The organism is Streptomyces sp. NPDC024632 (assembly GCF_055559175.1).
This window is the reverse complement of record NZ_JBVHLD010000006.1, coordinates 414432-435231: the sequence shown is the minus strand read 5'-3', so window position 1 is coordinate 435231 and position 20800 is coordinate 414432. Positions and strand designations below refer to the sequence as shown.

15 protein-coding genes are annotated in these 20800 nt (G+C 71.9%); 3 read left to right on the top strand and 12 right to left on the bottom strand.

Annotated features, from left to right (window positions below):
* Positions 1-863 precede the first annotated feature (863 nt).
* Together ACZ37P_RS15795 and ACZ37P_RS15790 are read left to right on the top strand one after the other, a co-directional pair.
* Positions 864-1679: a purine-nucleoside phosphorylase gene (locus ACZ37P_RS15795; protein WP_391050561.1), complete on the top strand. Its 816-nt coding sequence runs from the start codon at positions 864-866 to the stop codon at positions 1677-1679.
* Between the two features lie 156 nt (positions 1680-1835).
* Positions 1836-3551 (top strand): phospho-sugar mutase, encoded by a 1716-nt coding sequence (locus ACZ37P_RS15790; protein ID WP_467346832.1) that lies wholly within the window; start codon positions 1836-1838, stop codon positions 3549-3551.
* A 33-nt stretch (positions 3552-3584) separates the two neighbouring features.
* Here ACZ37P_RS15790 and ACZ37P_RS15785 read toward each other — a convergent pair whose 3' ends face one another.
* The 12 genes from ACZ37P_RS15785 to ACZ37P_RS15730 all read right to left on the bottom strand — a co-directional run bounded on the left by ACZ37P_RS15785 (position 3585) and on the right by ACZ37P_RS15730 (position 19171).
* On the bottom strand, positions 3585-4430 hold the full coding sequence (locus ACZ37P_RS15785) for a hypothetical protein (protein ID WP_467346830.1): 846 nt from the start codon (positions 4428-4430) through the stop codon (positions 3585-3587).
* Between the two features lie 13 nt (positions 4431-4443).
* Positions 4444-5325 carry a phosphate ABC transporter ATP-binding protein gene (locus tag ACZ37P_RS15780; protein ID WP_391050553.1) on the bottom strand — a complete coding sequence of 294 codons (882 nt, stop codon included), beginning with the start codon at positions 5323-5325 and terminating at the stop codon, positions 4444-4446.
* A 168-nt stretch (positions 5326-5493) separates the two neighbouring features.
* Entirely contained in the window at positions 5494-6420 is a 927-nt protein-coding gene (locus ACZ37P_RS15775; RefSeq protein ID WP_355336918.1) for a sortase, read from the bottom strand.
* A gap of 219 nt (positions 6421-6639) precedes the next feature.
* Entirely contained in the window at positions 6640-8091 is a 1452-nt protein-coding gene (locus ACZ37P_RS15770) for a hypothetical protein (protein ID WP_467346828.1), read from the bottom strand.
* Positions 8092-8274: 183 nt separating this feature from the next.
* Positions 8275-9396, bottom strand: a complete 1122-nt coding sequence (locus ACZ37P_RS15765; RefSeq protein WP_467346827.1) for a hypothetical protein — start codon at positions 9394-9396, stop codon at positions 8275-8277.
* A 133-nt stretch (positions 9397-9529) separates the two neighbouring features.
* Positions 9530-10639 (bottom strand): hypothetical protein, encoded by a 1110-nt coding sequence (locus tag ACZ37P_RS15760; RefSeq protein WP_355336915.1) that lies wholly within the window; start codon positions 10637-10639, stop codon positions 9530-9532.
* A gap of 218 nt (positions 10640-10857) precedes the next feature.
* Positions 10858-13311 carry a hypothetical protein gene (locus ACZ37P_RS15755; RefSeq protein ID WP_467346825.1) on the bottom strand — a complete coding sequence of 818 codons (2454 nt, stop codon included), beginning with the start codon at positions 13309-13311 and terminating at the stop codon, positions 10858-10860.
* Positions 13298-15061 carry a phosphate ABC transporter substrate-binding protein PstS gene (locus ACZ37P_RS15750; protein ID WP_467346823.1) on the bottom strand — a complete coding sequence of 588 codons (1764 nt, stop codon included), beginning with the start codon at positions 15059-15061 and terminating at the stop codon, positions 13298-13300. Before ACZ37P_RS15750 ends, ACZ37P_RS15755 begins: the two co-directional genes overlap by 14 nt.
* Positions 15058-16401, bottom strand: coding sequence for a phosphate ABC transporter permease PstA (pstA, locus tag ACZ37P_RS15745; RefSeq protein ID WP_467346822.1), 1344 nt, complete (start codon positions 16399-16401; stop codon positions 15058-15060). The genes ACZ37P_RS15750 and pstA overlap by 4 nt, the downstream gene beginning before the upstream one ends.
* Positions 16402-16546: 145 nt before the next feature.
* Positions 16547-17575, bottom strand: coding sequence for a phosphate ABC transporter permease subunit PstC (pstC, locus tag ACZ37P_RS15740; protein WP_355337214.1), 1029 nt, complete (start codon positions 17573-17575; stop codon positions 16547-16549).
* 254 nt (positions 17576-17829) lie between these two features.
* Positions 17830-18216, bottom strand: a complete 387-nt coding sequence (locus ACZ37P_RS15735) for a YegP family protein (RefSeq protein ID WP_355336911.1) — start codon at positions 18214-18216, stop codon at positions 17830-17832.
* Positions 18217-18475: 259 nt separating this feature from the next.
* Positions 18476-19171, bottom strand: coding sequence for a PH domain-containing protein (locus ACZ37P_RS15730; protein ID WP_355336910.1), 696 nt, complete (start codon positions 19169-19171; stop codon positions 18476-18478).
* Between the two features lie 680 nt (positions 19172-19851).
* On the opposite strand from ACZ37P_RS15730, the gene deoC reads away from it, so the two are divergent.
* A complete protein-coding gene (gene deoC, locus ACZ37P_RS15725; RefSeq protein ID WP_355336909.1) occupies positions 19852-20796 on the top strand; it encodes a deoxyribose-phosphate aldolase in 945 nt (314 codons plus the stop codon).
* The last annotated feature ends 4 nt before the right edge of the window (positions 20797-20800 follow it).

The following is a 20800-nucleotide window of genomic DNA, read 5'->3' as shown; positions in this document are numbered from 1 at the left end:
CCCGCCCGCCCACCCGTGCGGGTGCTTTGTCGTCTGCGGGTGCCGCTTGTGCCTGGTCGGTGCCGGTCCGGGGCACCTCCTCGAAATGCGGCTACCTGGCCCCGCGTATCCGGTGCCCTTCTTGTCACCGCATTTCTGCGGGGGCACCCCGGCCCGTCCCCTCCCGGTACGTCGGCGTCCGCCTGTCCGGTGGGGGTTGCCGGGGTGGGTGTCCAAGACCGTGAGGGCACCCCGCGCGTCCTCCACCCAAGGGGCTGCACGGCCCCTCACACGGTCCGCAGGCGGACAGGTGTCAGAGACAGGCAGTCTCCGCCGATTTCCCACGGCGGAGGAACAGCCGGGCGCCCCCACCGGTCTTTGACACCTCCCTCAGCCACAGCGCACAGGCACACGCCGGCGTACTGGAGCCCTCGCGCCCACCCCGGCAGGTCGACGGCGGCGCAGGACCCGCACCGCACCCCCCTCCGCCACCACAGCCGACCGTCAGACGCCGACGTGCCCGAGCCCATCCATCCCCCTCCCGCCGCCGCGGGCGGGTCGGGGGGCGCAGGGGCCGAGCCCCCACCCACCCCCCTCCCGGCAACCCCCACCGGACCGCCGGACGCCGACGTACCGGAAGGGGACGGGCCGGGGTGCCCCCGCAGAAATACGTTGACGGCCGGGTACCGAATGCGGAAAGGCCAGGTGATACGGATTTCGAGGAGGTGCCCCGGACCGGCACCGACCAGGCACAAGCGGCACCCGCAGACGACAAAACACCCGCACGGGTGGGCGGGCGGGCAAAAACGGGGCCCTGCCGGAGGAGCCGCACTTCGTAAGCCCAGGGCACCGTCTACGCGCGTAGGCCGAGACAGGTTACCCTCATGCGCGTGAACGCTTCTGTGAATGCCGACCCCTACGCCGCGGCCGACGCCGCCGCCGCCCGCCTGCGCGAGCTGACCGGCGCCGAGACCCACGACGTCGCCCTGGTGATGGGCTCGGGCTGGGTGCCCGCGGCCGACGAGCTGGGCGTGGCGGACTATGAGCTGTCGATCACCGACCTGCCGGGCTTCCCGGCCCCGGCGGTGGAGGGCCACTCGGGCAAACTCCGCTCCGTGCGGATCGGCGGAGTGCGCGCCCTGATCTTCCTGGGCCGTACGCACCTGTACGAGGGCCGGGGCGTCTCCAGCGTCGTGCACGGAGTGCGCACGGCGGTGGCGGCCGGCTGCAAGACGGTGGTGCTCACCAACGGCTGCGGCGGCCTGCGCCCCGGTTACCTGCCGGGCCAGCCGGTGCTGATCAGCGACCACATCAACATGACGGCGACCTCGCCGATAGTGGGCGCGAATTTCGTCGACCTCACCGACCTGTACTCGCCGCGGCTGCGGACGCTGTGCCGCGAGATCGACCCGACCCTGGAGGAGGGCGTCTACGTCCAGCTTCCCGGGCCGCACTACGAGACCCCGGCCGAGATCGGGATGGTGCGGGCGATCGGCGGCGACCTGGTCGGGATGTCGACCACGCTGGAGGCCATCGCGGCCCGCGAGGCCGGCGCCGAGGTGCTGGGCATCTCGCTGGTCACGAACCTGGCCGCGGGCATGACGGGCGCGCCGCTCAACCACGAGGAAGTGCTGGAGGCGGGCCGCGAGTCCGCGACCCGGATGGGTTCGCTGCTCGGGCGCGTCCTCGGACGTCTGTAGGCACGTGGAGCCCGCGGGCGCGTAAAGCCGGGTGGACGGGCGGGGTAGTACGTAAAACTGACCCTGCCGGTGGAAACCGGCCCTGCCGCCCCGCGCGGCGGCATCGGCTGGAGGGGCGGGCCCTGGCGGCCCGACCCACGTGGAACGGAGAGCGGCATGGCGGGCGGAAACGGCGGGCGTGAGCTGGTGGAGCGCGCGCGCCAGTGGCTGGCGGAGGACCCGGACCCGGACACCCGCGCGGAGCTGGCGGGCGTCCTGGAGGCCGCGCAGGCGGGCCCGGACGACCCGGGCGGCGCGCAGGCGCTCGCGGATCTGGCGGACCGTTTCAGCGGCACGCTCCAGTTCGGCACCGCGGGCCTGCGCGGCGAGCTGGGCGCCGGGCCGATGCGGATGAACCGCGCGGTGGTGATCAGGGCCGCCGCGGGCCTGGCCGCGTATCTCGGGGAGCGCGCCGAGGACGCCCTGGTCGTGGTCGGCTACGACGCCCGGCACAAGTCGTACGACTTCGCGCGCGACACCGTGGCCGTGATGGTCGGCGCCGGGCTGCGCGCCGCGCTGCTGCCCTCGCCGCTGCCGACGCCCGTACTGGCCTACGCCATCAGGCACTTGGGCGCCGCGGCCGGGGTGATGGTGACCGCGAGCCACAATCCGCCGCAGGACAACGGCTACAAAGTCTATCTGGGCGACGGCTCGCAGATCGTGCCCCCGGCCGACGCGGAGATCGCCGAACGGATCGCCGCGGTGGGCGCGCTGGCCGATGTGCCGCTGGCGGCGGGCGGTTGGCGGGTGCTCGGCCCCGACGTGGTGGAGGCGTATCTGGCCCGCGCGGCGGGCGTGGTCGCCGAGGGCGGCGCGCGCGATGTGTCGGTGGTCTACACGCCGATGCACGGGGTGGGCCTGCGGACGCTGATGGCGGCCTTCTCCCGCGCCGGTTTCCCCGCGCCGACGCCCGTGTCCGAACAGGCCGAGCCCGACCCGGACTTCCCCACCGTGGCCTTCCCGAACCCGGAGGAGCCGGGGGCGATGGACCTGGCGTTCAAATGCGCCCAGTCCGTCGGCCCCGACGTCGTGATCGCCAACGACCCGGACGCCGACCGCTGCGCCGTCGCCGTACCCGACCGTGACTCCCCCGCGGGCTGGCGGACGCTGCGCGGCGACGAGTTGGGCGCGCTGCTCGCGGTGCACCTGGTGCGTACGGGCGCGGCGGTGGCCGGGCGCGACACGTTCGCGGCGAGCATCGTCTCGTCGTCGCTGCTGTCGAGGATCGCGGCGGGCGCGGGCCTGGCGTACCGGGACACGCTGACCGGCTTCAAGTGGATCGCCCGCGTCGAGGGCCTGCGGTACGGGTACGAGGAGGCGCTGGGCTACTGCGTCGACCCGGAGGGCGTACGCGACAAGGACGGCATCACGGCGGCGCTGCTGATCGCCGAACTGGCCGCGACCCTCAAGCAGCACTCGCGCACGCTCACCGACCTGCTGGACGACATCGCGCTCGACCACGGTCTGCACGCCACCGACCAGCTCTCGGCGCGGGTCGCGGACCTCTCGCTGATCGCGGACGCGATGGCCCGGCTGCGCGACCGGCCGCCGGCCGCGCTCGCGGGCCTCGCGGTGACGTCGGCCGACGATCTGGCCGAGGGCAGCGAGCAGTTGCCGCCGACGGACGGGCTGCGCTACCGCCTGGCGGGCGCCGGGACCGTCGAGTCGGCGCGGGTGGTCGTCCGGCCGAGCGGGACCGAGCCGAAGCTGAAGTGCTACCTGGAGGTCGTGGTGCCGGTCGCATCGGCCGCCGATCTGGGCGCGGCGCGGCGTACGGCCGACGAGGTAATGGCCGCGCTGAAGGCGGATGTGGCGTCGGCGGCGGGTATTTGACGGCGCGTCACATCGCGTGCGGGTCGGGCCCGTTCAGTCGCGGGTCAGATAGCTGAAGCCGGTGTCCGGGCCCACGCAGGTCTGGAGGGTGAGGTCGCCCCAGTAGAGGCCGTTGTCGGGGCCGCCCCTGCCGGGGTTGATGTAGGTGGCGTAGACGTGGAAGGACAGCGTGCCCTTCGGGGTGTCCAGGGTGACGCGGGTGCCGACCGGCAGCGGGGCGAGCTTGTCGTAGCCGCAGTAGTCGTGGCCGACGATGACGGAGGTCCGCATCTCGTAGCCGTCGGAGAGCGCCGGATCGGGTCCCGCGAACAGCACGGCCGCCCCGCACGCGTCGATGGTGGCCTGGTCGCCGCGCACGACGGGCCGTGACCAGTCGCCGATCCGCAACACCGTGGTGCCGGGCGGGTATTGACGCTCGGCGGCGGCCTTCTTCGGCGCGGCGGGTGCGCCGCGGGACGGGTTCGGCCCCGGCCGGGCGGCCGTCGTGGCGGGCGGCGGCGCGCCCGTCCGGGAGGGGGCGGCGGATGCCCCGGCTCCCTTCGTGCCCTTCGTGCCCTTCGTGCCCTTCGCGGCCTCGGCCTTCCCGGTCGGCGGCGGGAAGGCCGGTGGGGTGCTCGCGGCCGGATCGGCGTACGGGTGCGGCCGGTTGGCGTCTCCGGCCGGTGACGCGGTGGACGGGTCGGGCACGGTAGGCGCGGTGGACCCGGCGAGCGCGGACGGCCGCTGTACGGGGACGCGCGTACGGTCCGCGGCGGCCGGTGGGGTGTGCGCCGCCGGGTGGGCGCACGAGGTCAGGGCCGCGGCCAGCGCGGTGGCCACGGACGCGGTCAGCAGCGCGGGTGCGTACGGGCGGCACCGTGGGCTGCGCGGAGGTCGCACGGGGCGCCGCCGCTCAGCCGAACCGGCCGTTGACGTAGTCCGACGTGCGTGGGTCCTGCGGGCGGTTGAACATGTCGTCGGTCGGGCCGTGCTCCACGATGACGCCGGGCGTGCCCTGTTCGGCGAGGAAGAAGGCGCAGGAGTCCGAGACACGGGCGGCCTGCTGCATGTTGTGGGTGACGATGACGATGGTCACGTCGTCGGACAGCTCCCCGATGGTCTGCTCGATGCGCCGCGTGGAGGTCGGGTCGAGCGCGGAGCACGGCTCGTCCATCAGCAGCACGCGCGGCCGTACCGCCAACGACCGTGCGATGCACAGGCGTTGCTGCTGGCCGCCGGAGAGCGCGCCGCCGGGCTGCCGCAGCCGGTCGCGTACTTCCTTCCACAGCCCGGCCTTGGTCAGGCACTCCTCGACCAGGTCGTCGCGCTCGCCGCGCCCGGCCTTGACGCCGTTCATCTTCAGTCCGGCCAGCACGTTGTCGTAGATCGACATCGCGGGGAACGGGTTCGGCTTCTGGAACACCATGCCGATCTCGCGGCGGGCGTGGGTGATCCGGCGGCCCCGGTCGTAGATGTCCTCGCCGTCGAGCAGGACCTGCCCGGCGAGCGAGGCGGTGCCGATCAGTTCGTGCATGCGGTTGAGGATGCGCAGGAAGGTGGACTTGCCGCAGCCGGAGGGGCCGATCAGCGCGGTGACGCGCTGTGCGGGCATGGTGAGCGACACCCGGTCGAGCACCTTGTGGTCGCCGAACCAGGCCGACACCTCACGGGCGTCGAGGGTCGCGGAACGGGAGGCGGAACGGGGGTCGGAGCGGGGGTCGGAGCGGGGGTCGCCGCCGGTCGGCGGGTCGCCGGGGACGGGCGGCAGTACGACGGTCTCGTCAGTCGCTGACATCGTGTTCCTCATATGCGTCGGGTATGCGTCGGGGCGGTTCGTGGCGGGCTCGGTCCGAAAGCGGCTCAAGCGGTCAGGTCCCAGGCGGTCCGGTACCAGGCGGTCCGGTCCCGGGAGGTCCGGCCTCCAGCACGCCGGTCCAGCACACCGGTCCCAAGTACGCCGGTCTCACAGCAGGTTGGGCAGCAGGCGGGTGGCCTCACCGGACAGGGCGACCACGACGGCGGCGAGCACCGGGACCGCGCAGATCCACGTCTGCCAGCGCCCCCAGCGCCGGTAGGTCCAGGTGACGGCGACCGCGACGAGCAGCAGCCCCTGCGTCCACAGCAGGATCGGCAGCCAGGCGGCCGGGTCACCGGCCAGCGGCTGCTCGGCCGCCGAGATGCCGCCGCCCGCCGCCGGGCCCGGCTGGACGTCGCTGACCAGTTCCGCGTCCACCCGCAGCACACCGTGCGGGGTGTAGAGGCCGCCGGTCGCGGTCATCAGGATCAGCCGGCCCTGTCCGGTGCCGGGCAGCGCGGGCGCCGGGTCGCCCGCGTGCCGCACCCCGGTCACCTGGTACCGCTGCTGGCCCTGGCCCGTCGTGACGGTGATCGGGTCCCCGGCCTTCAGCTCGTCGATGTGGTTGAACGGGCTGCCGTAGCCCCACTGACGGCCCATCACGATGCTGGTGCCCGGCTGGCCCGGCAGCGGGGTGTCCCTGCGGTGCCCAGGACCCGACCTGAGCACACCGGACGTCGTGCCCTGGAAGACGACCTCCTTGAGGCCGATCGCCTTGATGTGCAGCACCGCGACCGGCGAACCCAGCGGCACGGGCTCGCCCTTGTCGTCCAGGCGGCCCACCGGGGCCGTGCCCTTGGCGAGTTGGGCGCGCAGGTCGGCGTAACCGGTCTGCTGGGCGCGGGCGTGCTCGACGTGGCCGAGCAGCGTGAGATTGACGACGAATCCGAGCAGCAGCGCGGCCAGCAGGGTCAGTGCCGCGCCCGGGATGACGAACCAGGCGGCGGGCGGCTGTTCGGCCGCCCGACCTTTCTGCGGCTCGGCCGGTTCCGGCGGCGGCCCGGCGGCCTCGCGGGACGGTGACAGTACGGCCACGGGTGGCGCTCCTTCGCGTGCGTGCGTTTCGCTGACGTGCTCGGACGGGGGGGGTCGGCGCCGCGGTCTCGTACGCGGCCCCGACAGCGGTCGTACGGACCGGTCGTAGCGGTCGGTCGTAACGGCCGGTCGTACGGCGGCAGTACGGCCGGTCGCCGGGCGGCGGACGGTCGGAACCGCCCGCCGCCCGGCGTACCGCGTGCCGCGTGCCGCGTACGGTCAGTCGCGCGGCGTGGGACCGAAGGTGAGCAACTTGCCGTCCCTGCGCACCCGGTAGGCGGCATAGCCGCCACCGGTCACCATCAGGAACGCCAGCACGCTCAGCGGGACGACACCGGTGGCTCCGGTGGCCGCCAGCGGGCCGTTGCCGCCGCCGGAGCCGCCCGACGTTCCCGACGAACCGCCGCTGGACAGACCGCCGTTGGACGCGCCGCCGTCGGTCGACGTGCCTCCGCCGTCCGCGCCGCCGGTGTCGGTGGGCGTGTCCGTGGGGGTGTCGGTCGGGGTGTCCGTGGGCTCGTCGGTCGGCGTGCCGGTCGGGTCGTCGGTCGGCGAGGTGCCCGCGCCCGCCGTGAACGCGAACGTCTGCTTGATGCCGCTGGTCGCGCCGGTCAGCACCAGGGAGTGGCTGCCGTCGGCGAGGTCGGCGGGCAGGGTCACCGCGTAGTTGGCGATCTTGCCGCTGTTGTCGGCGGTCGCGTCGTCGGCGGCCGGGGACCCGTCCAGCGCGAAGGTGATCTTCTCGCCGTTCCCGCCCGTGGGGCCCGGCAGGAACCCCTCCGCGGTGACCTTGATCTTCTGACCCTTGGTGAGCGCCGGGGTGTCGTGCAGTTCGGTCCCGGAGTCGTCGAGCACGGTCAGGTCGGGCTCGGCCACCACGGGATACGACACCCCGTTCTGGCTGGCGGCGAACTTGAGCGGGTCGCTGGGCGTGAACTGCGCCGAGAGCGTGATGACGCCGGGGTTGCCGATCCCTGGAATGCTCGCCGTCGCCACGCCGTTGACCAGCGGAATCATGTTCCCGCCGGTGACGGGCACGGCGCCCTGCTTGAAGGTCACGGTGCCTTCGGCGGTGTCCGGCGTGACGGTGGCCTTGAGGGTGATCTTCTTGTCCGCCACGGCCCGGCCCGCCGGGTCGACGGTGAGAACGACGGAGGTCGACGTCGGCGGGGTGACCGTCTTCACCGCCCAGTCGGAGCCGGTGATCTCGATGAACGTGGTGAAGGTCGGCAGGTCCCCGGCGGACGGGTCGGCGGACTTGCAGACCACGTCGATCGGATACGTGCCGTCGGCGAGTTCCACGCTTGACGCGTCGAACGCGGAGCTGATCGACCGGAGGATCGTGCCGTTGCCCCCCGAGGCCGGGAGCCGCGCGGTGATGGGGGCGGTCGAGAACGGGGCGCCGTTGGTCAAGTGGGTCGCCAGGAGCGACTCCGCGCCGTCGAGGACGATGTACACGCTCACGGCGTCCTGGTAGTTCGTGGGGCATGCCTGGTCGACCGAGACCGACGTGAAGGCCGGGGAGTCGTCGACGGTGCCGGCGGCGGGCGACAGCGTCACGTTCCCGGCCAGATCCGCGTTCGCGGTCCCCGCGGTGGTGAGGACCAGGGCCCCGGTGCCCAGGACCAGTGCGAGCACGCTCAGCAGCGCCGCGTGCATTCTTCGTTTCATGTCTCCTCGTCCCCTCGGGGATATGCGTCGGTCGTACGAGTCGTGCGGGTCGTGCGGGTCGTGCGGTGATCACGTGCGGGTCGTGCGGTGGCGGTGCCGTTCCCGCCGTGTCACGGCGGCAGCCGGGCATCTGGACGATGCCCGGCCGGTGGTACGTCTGTGCTGGTCAGCGCTGTTTCGCGGTCACTTCGTGGTGAAGGTGAAGGAGACCTGGACGAAGCTGCACAGACCGGTGAGGGTCAGGGTGTGGGAGCCGCGGGCGATCAGCTTCGGCACCGTCAGGTCGTAGCCGGTGACCGAGCCCCGCGCGTCGGTCGCCACCGGGGCGAAGAGCGCGAGGGCGTTGGACACGAACGGCAGCACCTGCTCCTGGCTCTGCGGCAGGAAGCCCTGCGCGGAGACCTTGATGTGCTGTCCGGGGGTCAACTGCGGGCTGTCCCCGAGGGCGTTGCCGTCCGCGTCGGTCACCGTGACGAACGGCGCGTTGACGAACGAGTAGCTGAGGACCGAGTAGTCCTGCGCGTAGGCGAGTTGGTCGGCGGGGATGAAGACCGCGATGTAACTGCGGACGTTCGGGGCGGTGTTGGCCGGCGGCTGGAAGGTGGCCACGCCGTTCACGACCGGCACCGGGGTGTCGTACACGGTGACGCCGTTGTCCGCCTCGAACTGGACGGCTCCGGGCACGCCGCCCGCGACCTTCGCGGTGAGCGTGAAGGGCTTGCCGACCTGGACGTGGTGGGCCGGGTCGGCGCTGAGCCTGACGCTGGTGGCGACCGGGGCGGCGTGACTGGAGACCTGCCAGGTGTCACCGGTCACGTCGATGAAGCCGGTGAACGTCGGGTGCTCGGGGAAGTTCGCCCGGTCGGCGTTCGCGCAGGTCACGTGGATCGGGTAGGTGCCGTCCGCCACCGGGACACTGGCGACGTCGAAGGCGGTGGCGATCGACCGGACGATGGTGCCGTTGCCCGACGCCTCCGGGACCTGCGCCGTGACCGGGGCCTTGGCGTACGGTGCGCCGCCGGTCAGGTGGGAGGCCAGGAGCGATTCCCGGCCGTCCGGCACCACGAGCGACACCGTGAGGGCGTCCTGGTAGTTCGCCGGGCACGCCTTGTCGACCGACACCCGCGCGAACGGCGAGTCGTCGTCGATGCCGGTGCCGCGGGCGGTGAGGGTGACCGTGCCCGAAGTCGCCGTCGGGGTACCGGTGGTGGCGCCTGCGGTGCCCGCCCCCGCGAGCAGCGCGCCCGTGCCCATGGCCAGTGCGAGCGCGCCGACCAGAACGCCGCGCAGTCTTCGTCTCGTCATTGTCTTCTCTCCCCCTGAAGGAGTCCGGTGTGTGCGTGGCACCGCGTCGCGGTGCCGGGAGCGGCCGGGCGCCCCCGAGGGACGCCCGGCCCGGCGGACGGTGGTCCGCCGCTGTGACGGGTCAGACGACGGGTCAGACGAGGTCGCGGCTGACCAGGGTGGTCGCGTTGCCGCAGTTGGTGTCGGTGCCGAAGCCGTACTTGTTGATCACCGTGGTGGTGGAGTCGTACTTGGCGGTGCACACCTTGGAGGCGCTGCCGACGAAGGTGTTCTTGATGAGCGTCTCGCCGGTCACCCGGCTGTCCGGGATGACGTTGTAGACCTCACGCGTGACCGGGAACGCGGTGTTGAGGTTCCCGCTCGCGTTCAGCGGCGCGGTGGAGTTGACGGTCTTGAGCACCGCGCCGTTGCGACGGTCGGTCACGCCCGGCAGGGAGCGGCCCTGCGCGATGTGCTGCGCGATCGAGAACGGCATGAGGTCGTTCGGGCCCTGGAGGGCGCTGCCGTTGTGCTCCTGGACGGCGGCGCCGTTCGCGGCGGTGTCCTTGACGCAGGACGGCAGGGTGGTGGCGTTGAAGCCCAGCGTCGAGGCCCAGAACTTGCGGGTGCCGGAACCGGCCTGCGGCACCAGCGGGTGGACGGTGACGCCGCCGATGGTCGGGTACGTGCCGGCCGGCAGCGGGTTGCCCGCCGTGTCCAGGCAGTTGTAGACCCGGGTCAGGTCGGACGTGGCCTTCTGGGCGTTCGTCAGGGAGGAACCACCGGCCAGGTACGTGAAGTTGGCGGGCAGGTTGGTGGTGGTCGCCGTCGCCGCCGTCACCGCGTCCACGGCGAACGGGATGAAGGTGAACTGGCCCGTGGCGTTGGGGGTGGAGGAGGACCGGGCGAAGTCGATGCAGTGGCTGCCGGCCGCGATGTCGGCGCGCAGCGCGTTGACCCCGGCGCCCGAGCCGTCGGGGCGGGTGACCGACGCACAGGTGGTGTCCCGCGTCGAGATCGTGGAGGAACCGGTGGCGTCGTAGGACGCGATCAGGTTGCCGTCCGAGGAACCGGTCGGGTTCGGGTCGGCGATCTTGTTGCCGAGGCCGTTGAGCACGTCCTGCGTGGTGTCGGAGCCGACCGCGACGAGCGTGCGGTGGACACCGGCCGCCGGGTCGGCCTGAGCCGTACCGGCCACGATGGTGACACCGAGGGTCGCGGTACCGACCACGATCGCCGCCCGCTTGGCGAATTTCACGTTCACTGTATTTCCTCCGAGTCGATGCGGATGGAATTTCCAGACGTGTGACACGCAAGGAGAATTGATAATTCCCCCCAGAAGACCTGACCTGTCGGTCCGGCCATGAATGATCCTGCCGATCTCCTCAAGAAGTGGCAACCAAAATTACCGCCCCGCAAAAGTGAACAACGGGTATTCCAAATTCTCTTTTATTTTCCTTCCAAGGGGCGCCCAAGTACCCGTCACACCGGTTTCCTGCCGCGGACGACGCCCGCGCGCATCAGCAGGGGTCCGGCCAGGGAGCCCGCGATGCCCGCGATGAGGACGATCAGCAGCACCCAGCGGACGGCGCCGAGAATCGCCTGGGGGGTGGTGCCGCCGGTCTGCGCGACGTTGCTGACGGGGGGCGAGGCGGCGGGTCCGCCGGTGGAGCCCTTGGTCGTACCGGCGGCGGGGGCCGACGACGACGGGGAGGCGGGCGGTGCGCCGCCCGGACCCGGTCCCCCGCCGGTCGCTCCGTGGCCGGCGCCGCCGCCCGTACCGCCGCCGGCCGTTCCCGTACCGCCGGAGCCGGAGCCGGAACCGCCGTTGGAGGACGTGTCACCCGGTCCCGTGGCCGGGGGCACACCGGCGATCAGCGCGGACGCGGCCGTGAGGGCCTGTTCGCGCAGGATGGCGGTCAGGGGTGCGTAGCCGAGCGGCAACAGGCCGAAGCCGATGCCCTGTCGCTGGCCGGAGCCCGCCGCGTACCGGATCAGCGCGGCGTAGGTCTTGCGGTCGGCGGCGTCCAGCGAGGTGGAGGCGGCGGCGTAGGTGACGGTGGTGAGCGGGTAGGCGCCCGGTGTCTTCGCGGAGGGGTCCGCGTCCAGGACGCCCGGGGCCTTGCCCGCCTTCATCCCGTTCACCGCCCTGGTCATCGAGTCGACCGTCGGGGCGACGAACTGGCCGTCGGCGTTGAGGAGTTCGGCGGTGCCGAGCCGGTAGCGGGCGGCGCTGGCCGCGTCCGTCAGGCCCATGATGAAGTTCGAACCCGCGGGCTGCGTCTCGGCCTTCGTCAGCGCCGGGGGCGTGGACGTGGGGTTGAAGCCGGTGATGCCGCCGTTGTTGGCCTTGCGGACCGTCCTGGCGTCGTCGCTCAGACCGCTGCCGTACGGGTTCACGCCGACGGCCGTCAGCCGGATGTCGGGGAAGCGGCTGTCGGGTGCCCACACCGTCGGGTCCGGCTTGTCGAAGCCGGACGGCGGGGTGCTGACCGGTGCCAGTTCCAGGAAATACGGATTGATGACCGTGCCCCACGGGTCGGGTTTTCCGGAAAGGAAGCTCCGCGCGTCGGGGTCGGAGAGCAGCCATTTCCACAGCTGCCCCGCCGAATCGCTCGCGCCCTGCGGGACCCCGATACCGAATCCGCAGGAACTGCCCACGGGGTAGGGCACACCGGCGTTGAGCCGCGCGAATTCGGGGTCGCGCTCGATACCGAACGGGTTCTTCGCCGGAAGTCTGCCGCGCGGGAAGTCGTTGCCCGGCAGGTCGCACTGGTAGGACTCGGTGAGCATCTTCGCCACGAGCCGCGCGTTCAGCCGTATCCGGGGCACCTGTTGGGACGATCCGGCGACCTGGACGCTGTAGCCGATGACGAGTCCGGAGACCGCGACCGGCGCGTGGACGACCGGTGCCACGTCCGGCTGGGGCAGCACCGGGTTCTCGATGAAGGCGAGTCCGGCCGAGCCCGTACCGGGGCTGGTGACCTGCGTACGGGAGAAGTCCTCGAGCTGCGGAACGTATCCGTAGGTGACCTTCTGCGAGGTGCACAGGGTCGGCGCCCAGGAGCTCATCGCCTCGAAGATCATCTCGGAGCCGATGGTGGGCTGTTCGTCCTGGCCGATCGGGCAGGGCGAGTCGGTCGGGGCGAAGTCGAGGCGGAACACGATGCGTTGGGCCCAGTTCCCCGCGGACAGCGGGGAGCTGATCAGTCCGTTGGGCGGCGGCGCTTCGGAGCCGTCGGGTTCGTGGGTGCCGCGGGGCACGACCACGAGCCAGCACGGCTCGGGCGCCTGACCGGTCCTCGCCACCGTGCCGCACCCCAGGATCGGCGAGGTGTCCGCGTCCTCCGCCTGGAAGATCGTCTGGCCGCTGCCGTCGACGCCGGTCGTGGCGAGGTCCTGCTCATTGGTCGCGTACTGCGTGAAGAACTGGTTGACGTCGGTCGAGCTGGCGCCCTTCACCGTGGTGAAGGGCACGGTGTGCTGCGCCGGCTCCAGCGGGTCCAGATTGCCCACGCTCCGACCGACGTTGAGCACGCCCGTGTTCGGCGGCGGGTTCCCGTACTCGCACTGCTCCGGGGTCGGGCCGGTCGCCGCGTCACCCCAGCACTGCATGAGCTGGAGGTAGTTGCCCGCGTTGTTGGGCGAGCTCTTCACCCCGCCCGCCCATGAGACCTTCAGTCCCTGCGTCCGCAGATTCCTCGTCTGCTCGACCGTCACCCTCAGGTGCGAGAAGTCGTCGTAGGGACCCTTGGCGCCGGGCTTGGTGACGGCGGAGCCGGTGTCCGTGCCGGTGTCCGCGTGGGCCTGTCCGCCGCCCGCCGACGGCGGCAGCAGGGTCAGGCCGACGGCGGCGAGCACCGAGGTGAGGAGCGCGCCGAGGCGGACCGACAGGACGCGGCCTCGGGCGGCTCCGGGGTGGTTACGCGCGGCCATCACGCCTCCCGTTCCTGGTCAGCCGCCTGGCGAGGGTGGGCGGGGCGAGGACCACCAGCAGCAGCGCCAGGGCGGAGAGCCCCATGAGCCAGGTCCGCATGCCCCAGAAGGTCTCGTTGCCGACGCCGACGCTGGAGGCGACGATGTCCTGGTTGCCGCCGGTGCCGCCGGAGTCGCCCGCGGGCAGTCCGGTGTCGGGGTCGACGCTCTGGCCGGTGCCGCCCGCGGCGGTCGTACCGCCGGTGGCGGCGCCGCTCGTACCGGCCGTGGTGCCGCCGGACGTGGTGCCCGTACCGCCGCTCGCGCCCGCCGTGGTGCCGGACGAGCCGCCGCCCGTACCGCCGGAACCGCCCTTGCTCCCACCGGAGTTGCCGCCGTTGGAGCCGCCGCCGGAGGCGGCGTTGGCCTGCGGCTTGACCGAGGTGGGCTGCCTGGACGCGCCGCCCGTGCCGTCGGAGCACTGCTGCGTGCCCTGCCGGTCGCACGCCTTGGGGAACGGCGCGTTTTTGGCCAGGGTGTTGGTGCCGTCGCTGGAGAAGGTCGGATTGTGGCAGCCCGCCAGATTGATGGTCTGGGCCTGCACACCGGGGACGCGTTTGAGCTGGTCGAATCCGGCCTGTACGAGGTTCTTCGGCAGCGGCGAGAAGCCCAACGGCTGGGCCTGCGACTGGCCTTGGCACAGGAAGTAGTAGCCGAACGCGCCGAGCGTTCTGCCCTTGTCCTCGGTCAGCGGCGAGTCCAGCGAGGTCGGCAGGATCATGTAGCTGTAGCTGGACAGCGGATACGTCCGCGCGTCCTGGTACGCGTAGACCTTGTCGAGGATCTGCGTCAGATACTGCGAGGAGTTCTCGTCCTGGTTGATCTGCGCCTGGGTCAGCGCCACGGCGACGTTGGAGGCGGTGGGCTCGGTGTAGTAGCCCTTGGCGTTGAGCACCTTGGCGACCGGGAAGCCGGTGGTGACCGCGTAGGAGTACTCGACGTAGGTGATGGCGCCCTCGGCGTAGTTCTGCCGGGTGTAGCCGGACACGCCGAGCGAGCCGGACTGGGCGATGAAGCCGGAGCCGGGGATCACCGGGTAGTACGACGTCAGGCCGCACGGGGTGGGCTTGTTGGCGCGCTTGCAGTAGTCGTTCCACACCGCGCCCTGCTGCTTGGACATCCACAGCGTGAACTGGGCGGTGGTGCCCGAGCCGTCGGAGCGCACCACCGGGATGATCTTGCGGGCCGGGAGGGTGAGGCCGGGGTTGTCGGCGGCGATCTGCCGGTCGGACCAGTTGGTGATCCGGCCGGTGAAGATCTTGGCGACCGTGCCGCCGCTCAGCCGCAGATTGGTGACCCGCTTGCCGCCGATCTTCAGGTTGTACATGAAGGCCGTGCCGCCCGCGACGATCGGCATGTACGCGTAGCCGCGCTTGGGCGGAGGTTCACGCACCCCGAACTCGGTCATGCCGTAAGGGATTTCGGACACCGCGAAGTCGACGGTGCCATTGGTGAACTGCTGGCGGCCGTCGGACGAGCCGCTGCCCGTGTAGTCGACGGTCATCCCGTACTTCTTGACGCTCGCCCGCCACTGGTCGACGGCGTTCTGGCTCCAGGTCGAGCCGGCGCCGCTGATCCTCGCGTACGAGTCGGCCTTGGCCGGCGGTGCCTGGCCGAGGAACAGCAGCGAGATCAGCAGCGCGGCCATCGCACCCGCTGCCGCCCTCGCCGCCCTCGCCGCCCTGAGGCCCGTCCAGCCGATCCTCTTCACGATCCGTCAACTCCCTGTGCAGGTTGGATTGTTGTCGTGCGGAAGGCCGGGGCGGCCGACGCCGACGAGTAGCCGTCGCGCGCCGCGGCGCGCTCGGTGAAGCGGCGCGTGTCCCGGCGGGAGGCGACGACCCTGCGGTGGGTGCCGCGCCTGCTCAACTGGCCCGCGTCGCGCCCGCCGAGGACCCGGGCGAGCGCGAAGAGCACCAGGACGAGCACCAGCAGCACCGACGCCGCGCCGAACCCGCGCGCGATCATGGTGGGTTGGGGGGACTTCACGAACTCGAAGGTCGCGAGCGGCAGCGACACCATCGGGTTCTGCGAGGGGTCGTAGTTGGTGCTCGCGCCGAAGCCCGCCGTCAGCAGGACGGGAGAGGTCTCGCCGATGCCGCGGGCGGTGCCGAGGATGACCGCGGTGGTCAGCCCCGACCGGGCGGTGGGCAGCACCACATGCCATACGGTCCGCCAGCGCGGCGACCCCAGCGCGTACGACGCCTCGCGCAGGGTGCCGGGCACCAGCCGGATCACCACGTCGGAGGCGCGGATGATGATCGGCAGCATCATCACGGAGATGGCCAGCGACGCCGCGAAGCCCGACTTGGGGACGTTCAGCGCGAGGATCACGGTGGCGTAGATGAACAGACCGGCCACGATCGACGGCAGCGCGGTCATCGCCTCGACGACCGTACGGACGAAACGCGCGTAGCGTCCGGGCACCTCGTTGAGGAACACCGCGCACAGCAGTCCCGCCGGGACGGTGAGGACCAGGGCGATGCCGATCTCGATCAGCGTGCCGACCACGGCGTGCTTGATGCCGCCCGCGCTCAGCGGGTCGAGCGGCCCGGTGACGGACATGTCCCGGGTGAAGAAGTTCAGGTGCGGTATCGCCCTGCGGCCGGACCACAGCGTGTAGACGACGACGAACAGCAGCGCGACCAGCAGCAGCACCGCGATACTGTGGACCACGGCGGAGGCGATCTTGTCGCGCACCACCGGGCCGTCCTCGTCGAAGGAGACCAGCAGCGCGTACAGCGCGATGAACAGCGCGTACCAGAAGACGACGAAGCCGAGGGCCCCGCTGAAGGGGGCGATCCTGGCGAAGAAAAGCCAGGTGAGGGAGAGGGAGGCGGCTGCCGAGCCGAGCAGTCCGAGCAGGTCGGTCTGGCGGACGGTGGAGGTGGAGCGCCGGCGTTCCGCTGCCGCGGGGGGCGGGCCGGGGATGACGGTGCCGGTGCCGGGGGCCTTCGTGGCCGGGTGCGCCGGGGCAGGGTGCGCCGGGGCGGTGGCGGTCCCGGCGGATTCCGGCGCCGTGGTGACGGAGTCCGGTGCGTCCGTGGTCATACGAGGGGGTCTCCTGGTTCCGCCGATCGCTCGGCCTACGGCGTGCGTGCGGCTGACGGATGCGGGCTGACGACTGCGGGCTGACGGTGGGGCGGCGGCTCGGCGGCTCGGCTACTGGGCGGCTTGGCTGTCGGCTGCTCGGCGGCTACTCGGCGGTTGCGCCGGACCGGCTGCGGGCGACGATCGACGAAGCGGCGAAGTTGACCACCAGCGTCATGAGGAAGAGGGCCAGACCCGCGGCCATCAGCGCGGACATGCCCAGCGGGCTGGCCTCGCCGTACCGCAGCGCGATCAGCGACGAGACGGAGCTGGTGCCGCTCTGGAGGATGTGCGGCTGGATGACGAAGATCGGCGAGATGACCAGGTAGACGCCGATGGTCTCGCCGAGCGCGCGGCCCAGGCCGAGCATGGTGCCGCCGATCATGCCGCCCATGCCGTACGGCAGGACGACCGAGCGGATCATGCCCCAGCGGGTGGCGCCCAGCGCGTACGCGCCCTCCCGCTCCCCCACCGGGGCCTGCGAGAACACCTCGCGGATGATCGAGCAGATGATCGGGGTGACCATCATGGCCACGACGATTCCGGCGACGAAGGTGGACGCGGTGTAGACGGTCGCGGTGGCGAGCGGGTCGTGCGGGTCGGCGCCGTCCACGTGGAAGAGCGGGATCCAGCCGAAGTACGTCGACAGCCAGCGGGCCAGGCCGATCACCTTGCCCTGGAGGAAGAACAGCCCCCACAGGCCGTAGACCACCGACGGCACGGCGGCCATCAGGTCCACGGTGCTGACCAGCGTGCGGCGCAGCCTGGCGGGGGCGTACTCCGAGATGTACAGCGCCGTGCCGATCGCCATCGGCACCGCGATGACGATGGCGACCGCCGCGATCAGCACCGTGCCGATGATGACCGCCGCGATGCCGAAGTGCCCGGCGTCCGGGTCCCATTCGGCGGTGGTCAGGAACGCCGGAACGCCCACCTTGCGCAGCGCCTGCCACGCCCGGTACAGCAGGAATCCGCCGACCAGCAGCATCACGACGAGCACCAGGCTGCCGCCGCCGCGCGCCACTGCCCTGAACACCCGGTCGGGCAGCCCCGAGTCGGCGTGCAGCCGCCGGGCGCTGTCGGCTCCGGGCCCGTCACCCTGGTCCGGCTCGCCGGTTCTCGCCAGTGTTCGCATCGTCACGCATTGACGCTCATGGTCCGCGATGGCCGCATTCGCAAGCCGATGTGAACGACAGCACCCGTAGGGGCAACTTCGGTTTCCGTACGGAATCACGTGGGCCGTACAGCCGTACAGCCGTACGGGCCGGGGGGCGGCGGGCGGGGCGCGGGGCGCGGGCGGGCGCGGGGGCCGGGCGGGCGGGGAAACACGGCGGCCACGTCCCGCCGCGCGTCGGCGCGGCACGGAACGTGGCCGTTGAGGTTCTTCGGTCAGCTCGCGTCGTCCCAGGGCACGGATTCGGCGGCACCGAGCCCGAGCAGTGTCAGACGGAACCGGTCGTACGCGGCCTGGCACGTCGAGTGCCGCTCGTACGCCCGCGCCGACACGGCCTGCACACGACCCTCACTGTCCCGTAACCGCCAGATCCAGCCATTGGACTCGGCGGCGTGCTGTACTCCGCCCGCCAGTCCCTCCGCGCTCTCGCACAGCCCCTCGAAGGACGCCCTGCACGCGGCGTCGTCCGGATACGCGTTCGCCCCGAGAGCGATCACCCGGCCGTTGTTCGCCGTCAGTCGCCACGAGTGCCACCCGTTCTCGTCGATGTCGATCTGACACCGTGTCCCCACCACACTGGCCCCACCGATCTCTCCTGCCATCTGCCGCAACCCCACCCCTGATGACCTCTTTGTCGCCCCACGTCGAGGAAGGCCGCACGCGCGGTAGATCGTGCGGCACGGGCAATGTATGTGGCCTCAGATAATTGAGGGTTGTCTCACAGGTTGCCCACGGCATCCTTCACCGCGAAGTTGCCCCTTGTTCACGGACGGTCGCTAGGGGTGACGTTCGCAGGGCGCGCAGGGCGGCGCGGGGGCCTCGGGGGGCCTCCGCAGGGCTCAGGGGGCCTCGGGGGGAGGGTCAGCCGCCGATGGCGAGGAGGACGACGAGTACGACGAAGCCGGCGACGGCCGGGGCGATGACCTCGTAGGCCCAGCGGATCTCGGGCTTCGGGGGCTCGGAGCCGTCGTCGGCGCCGTGCCGCTCCTTGAGCTCGCGCAGCTCGTGGATGGCCTGGTCGGAGGGCGAACGGTAGGCGCCGTCGTCGTCGACCGGGAGGCCGGGGCGCGGCTTGCGGCGCGGGGGCGCGCCGAAGGGGTCGTCGCCCGCCGCCTTGGCGCGCATCTGCTGCTTGGTCGCGCGCTTGCGCGCGCGCAGCGAGACCGGGATCGCCCAGATCTGGTACTTCTTGCCGCCCGCGAACAGCTCGTTCGAGAACGACGCGCGCAGCGACTCGACGCCGGCCCACGCCACCGAGATCGTCCTGAACGGGTTGCGGACCTTGAGCCGCTGCTCGCCCGCGTAGACGGCGGGCCGCAAGGTGAACGCCACGATCAGCGGGATCGCCAGCAGCAGTGAGGCCAGCGCCAGCCACGGCGCGTGTCCCTTGCCGTGCACCACGGCGTCGCCGCCCAGCCACAGCGCGAGCACCAGCAGCAGCACACCGGCGCACAGTCCGGCCACCGAGCGGTAGACCCGGTCGGGGTACTGCGGTGTCCCGCCTGCCGGGTCGGGCGTGGTGGCCTGCGCGGCCGGGCGGTTGTGGTGGCTCGTCATAATCCCCGATTCTGCCCCACCGAGCCGCCGCCCTCGCCCCCAGCCCTGTTGCGTTCCCGCATCTTTCCCCCAAACCCGCACTTCCCGCCAGGCGCGCGGGGAACCGCGCGAGCAACCCCCACCGGCCGGAGGCCCGAAAACAACCGGGCTGCCCCGCGCGGGGCCGGTGGTGACCTGCGGGAGCGCTCCAACTGACCGCGCAGTTCCCCGCGCCCCTCTAACGATCGGCCCGCCCCGCCAGGGGCGCGAGGAACTGCGCGAGCAACCCACCACCGACCGGAGGCCGGAAAACAACCGGACTGCCCCGCCGGGACCGGTGGCGACCTGCGGGAGCGCCGTGGCTGGCCGCGCAGTTCCCCGCGCCCCTCAAAAGACCGGCCCGCCCCTCAGGCGAAAGGGGGCCCGCCCCGCCGGGGCCGGTCGCGACCTGCGCGGAGCGCCGTGGCTGACCGCGCAGTTCCCCGCGCCCCCAAAAGATCGCCCCGCCGCCCAAGGCGGAGAAGGGTTCAGAGGGGAGCCCCGGGAGATCGGGGGCCGTCGGGGGTGGGGGAACCCTCACCCGGAGGGGGGTGGCGGGTTGCTACGCGCGTAGATATGCTGAGGTGGTGACCATGTCTTCGCCGCCGCCTACGCCGGTAGTCCCCGCCTATGATCCCGATGCCGCGCGCCGTACGGCGACGATGTCGGATGTGACCGCTTCGGACAGCGCCCTGCGCCGCTTCCTGCACGGACTGCCGGGGGTGGACGCGGTGGGCCTGGAAGGGCGGGCGGCGTCGCTCGGCACACGGTCGATCAAGACGACGGCGAAGGCGTACGCCATCGACCTGGCGATCTCGATGATCGACCTGACGACGCTGGAGGGCGCGGACACGCACGGCAAGGTCCGGGCGCTGTGCGCGAAGGGCGTGCGTCCTGACCCGACCGACCGCACGACCCCGAAGGTCGCGGCGATCTGCGTGTACCCCGACATGGTGGCGACGGCCAAAGAGGCCCTGGGCGACTCCGGCGTGCACGTCGCCTCGGTGGCGACGGCCTTCCCGGCCGGCCGGGTCGCGCGCGACGTGAAGCTGGCCGACACCGCCGACGCGGTCGCGGCCGGCGCGGACGAGATCGACATGGTGATCGACCGCGGCGCGTTCCTGTCCGGCCGCTACATGGACGTCTTCGAGGAGATCCGCGCCGTCAAGGAGGCGTGCGCCCGCCCCGACGGCGAGAGCGCCGCCCACCTGAAGGTGATCTTCGAGAACGGCGAGCTGGCGACGTACGACAACATCCGCCGCTGCTCCTGGCTGGCGATGCTGGCGGGCGCGGACTTCATCAAGACCTCGACCGGCAAGGTCGCGGTCAACGCGACCCCCGCGAACACCCTGCTCATGCTGGAAGCGGTCCGCGACTTCCGCGCGGCCGTCGGCGTACAGGTCGGAGTGAAGCCCGCGGGCGGCATCAGGACCTCCAAGGACGCCGTGAAGTACCTGGTGATGGTCAACGAGACGCTCGGCGACGACTGGCTGTCCCCCGACTGGTTCCGCTTCGGCGCCTCCAGCCTGCTCAACGATCTGCTGATGCAGCGTCAAAAGCTCAGCACCGGCCGGTACTCCGGTCCCGATTACGTGACGGTGGACTGAAAAC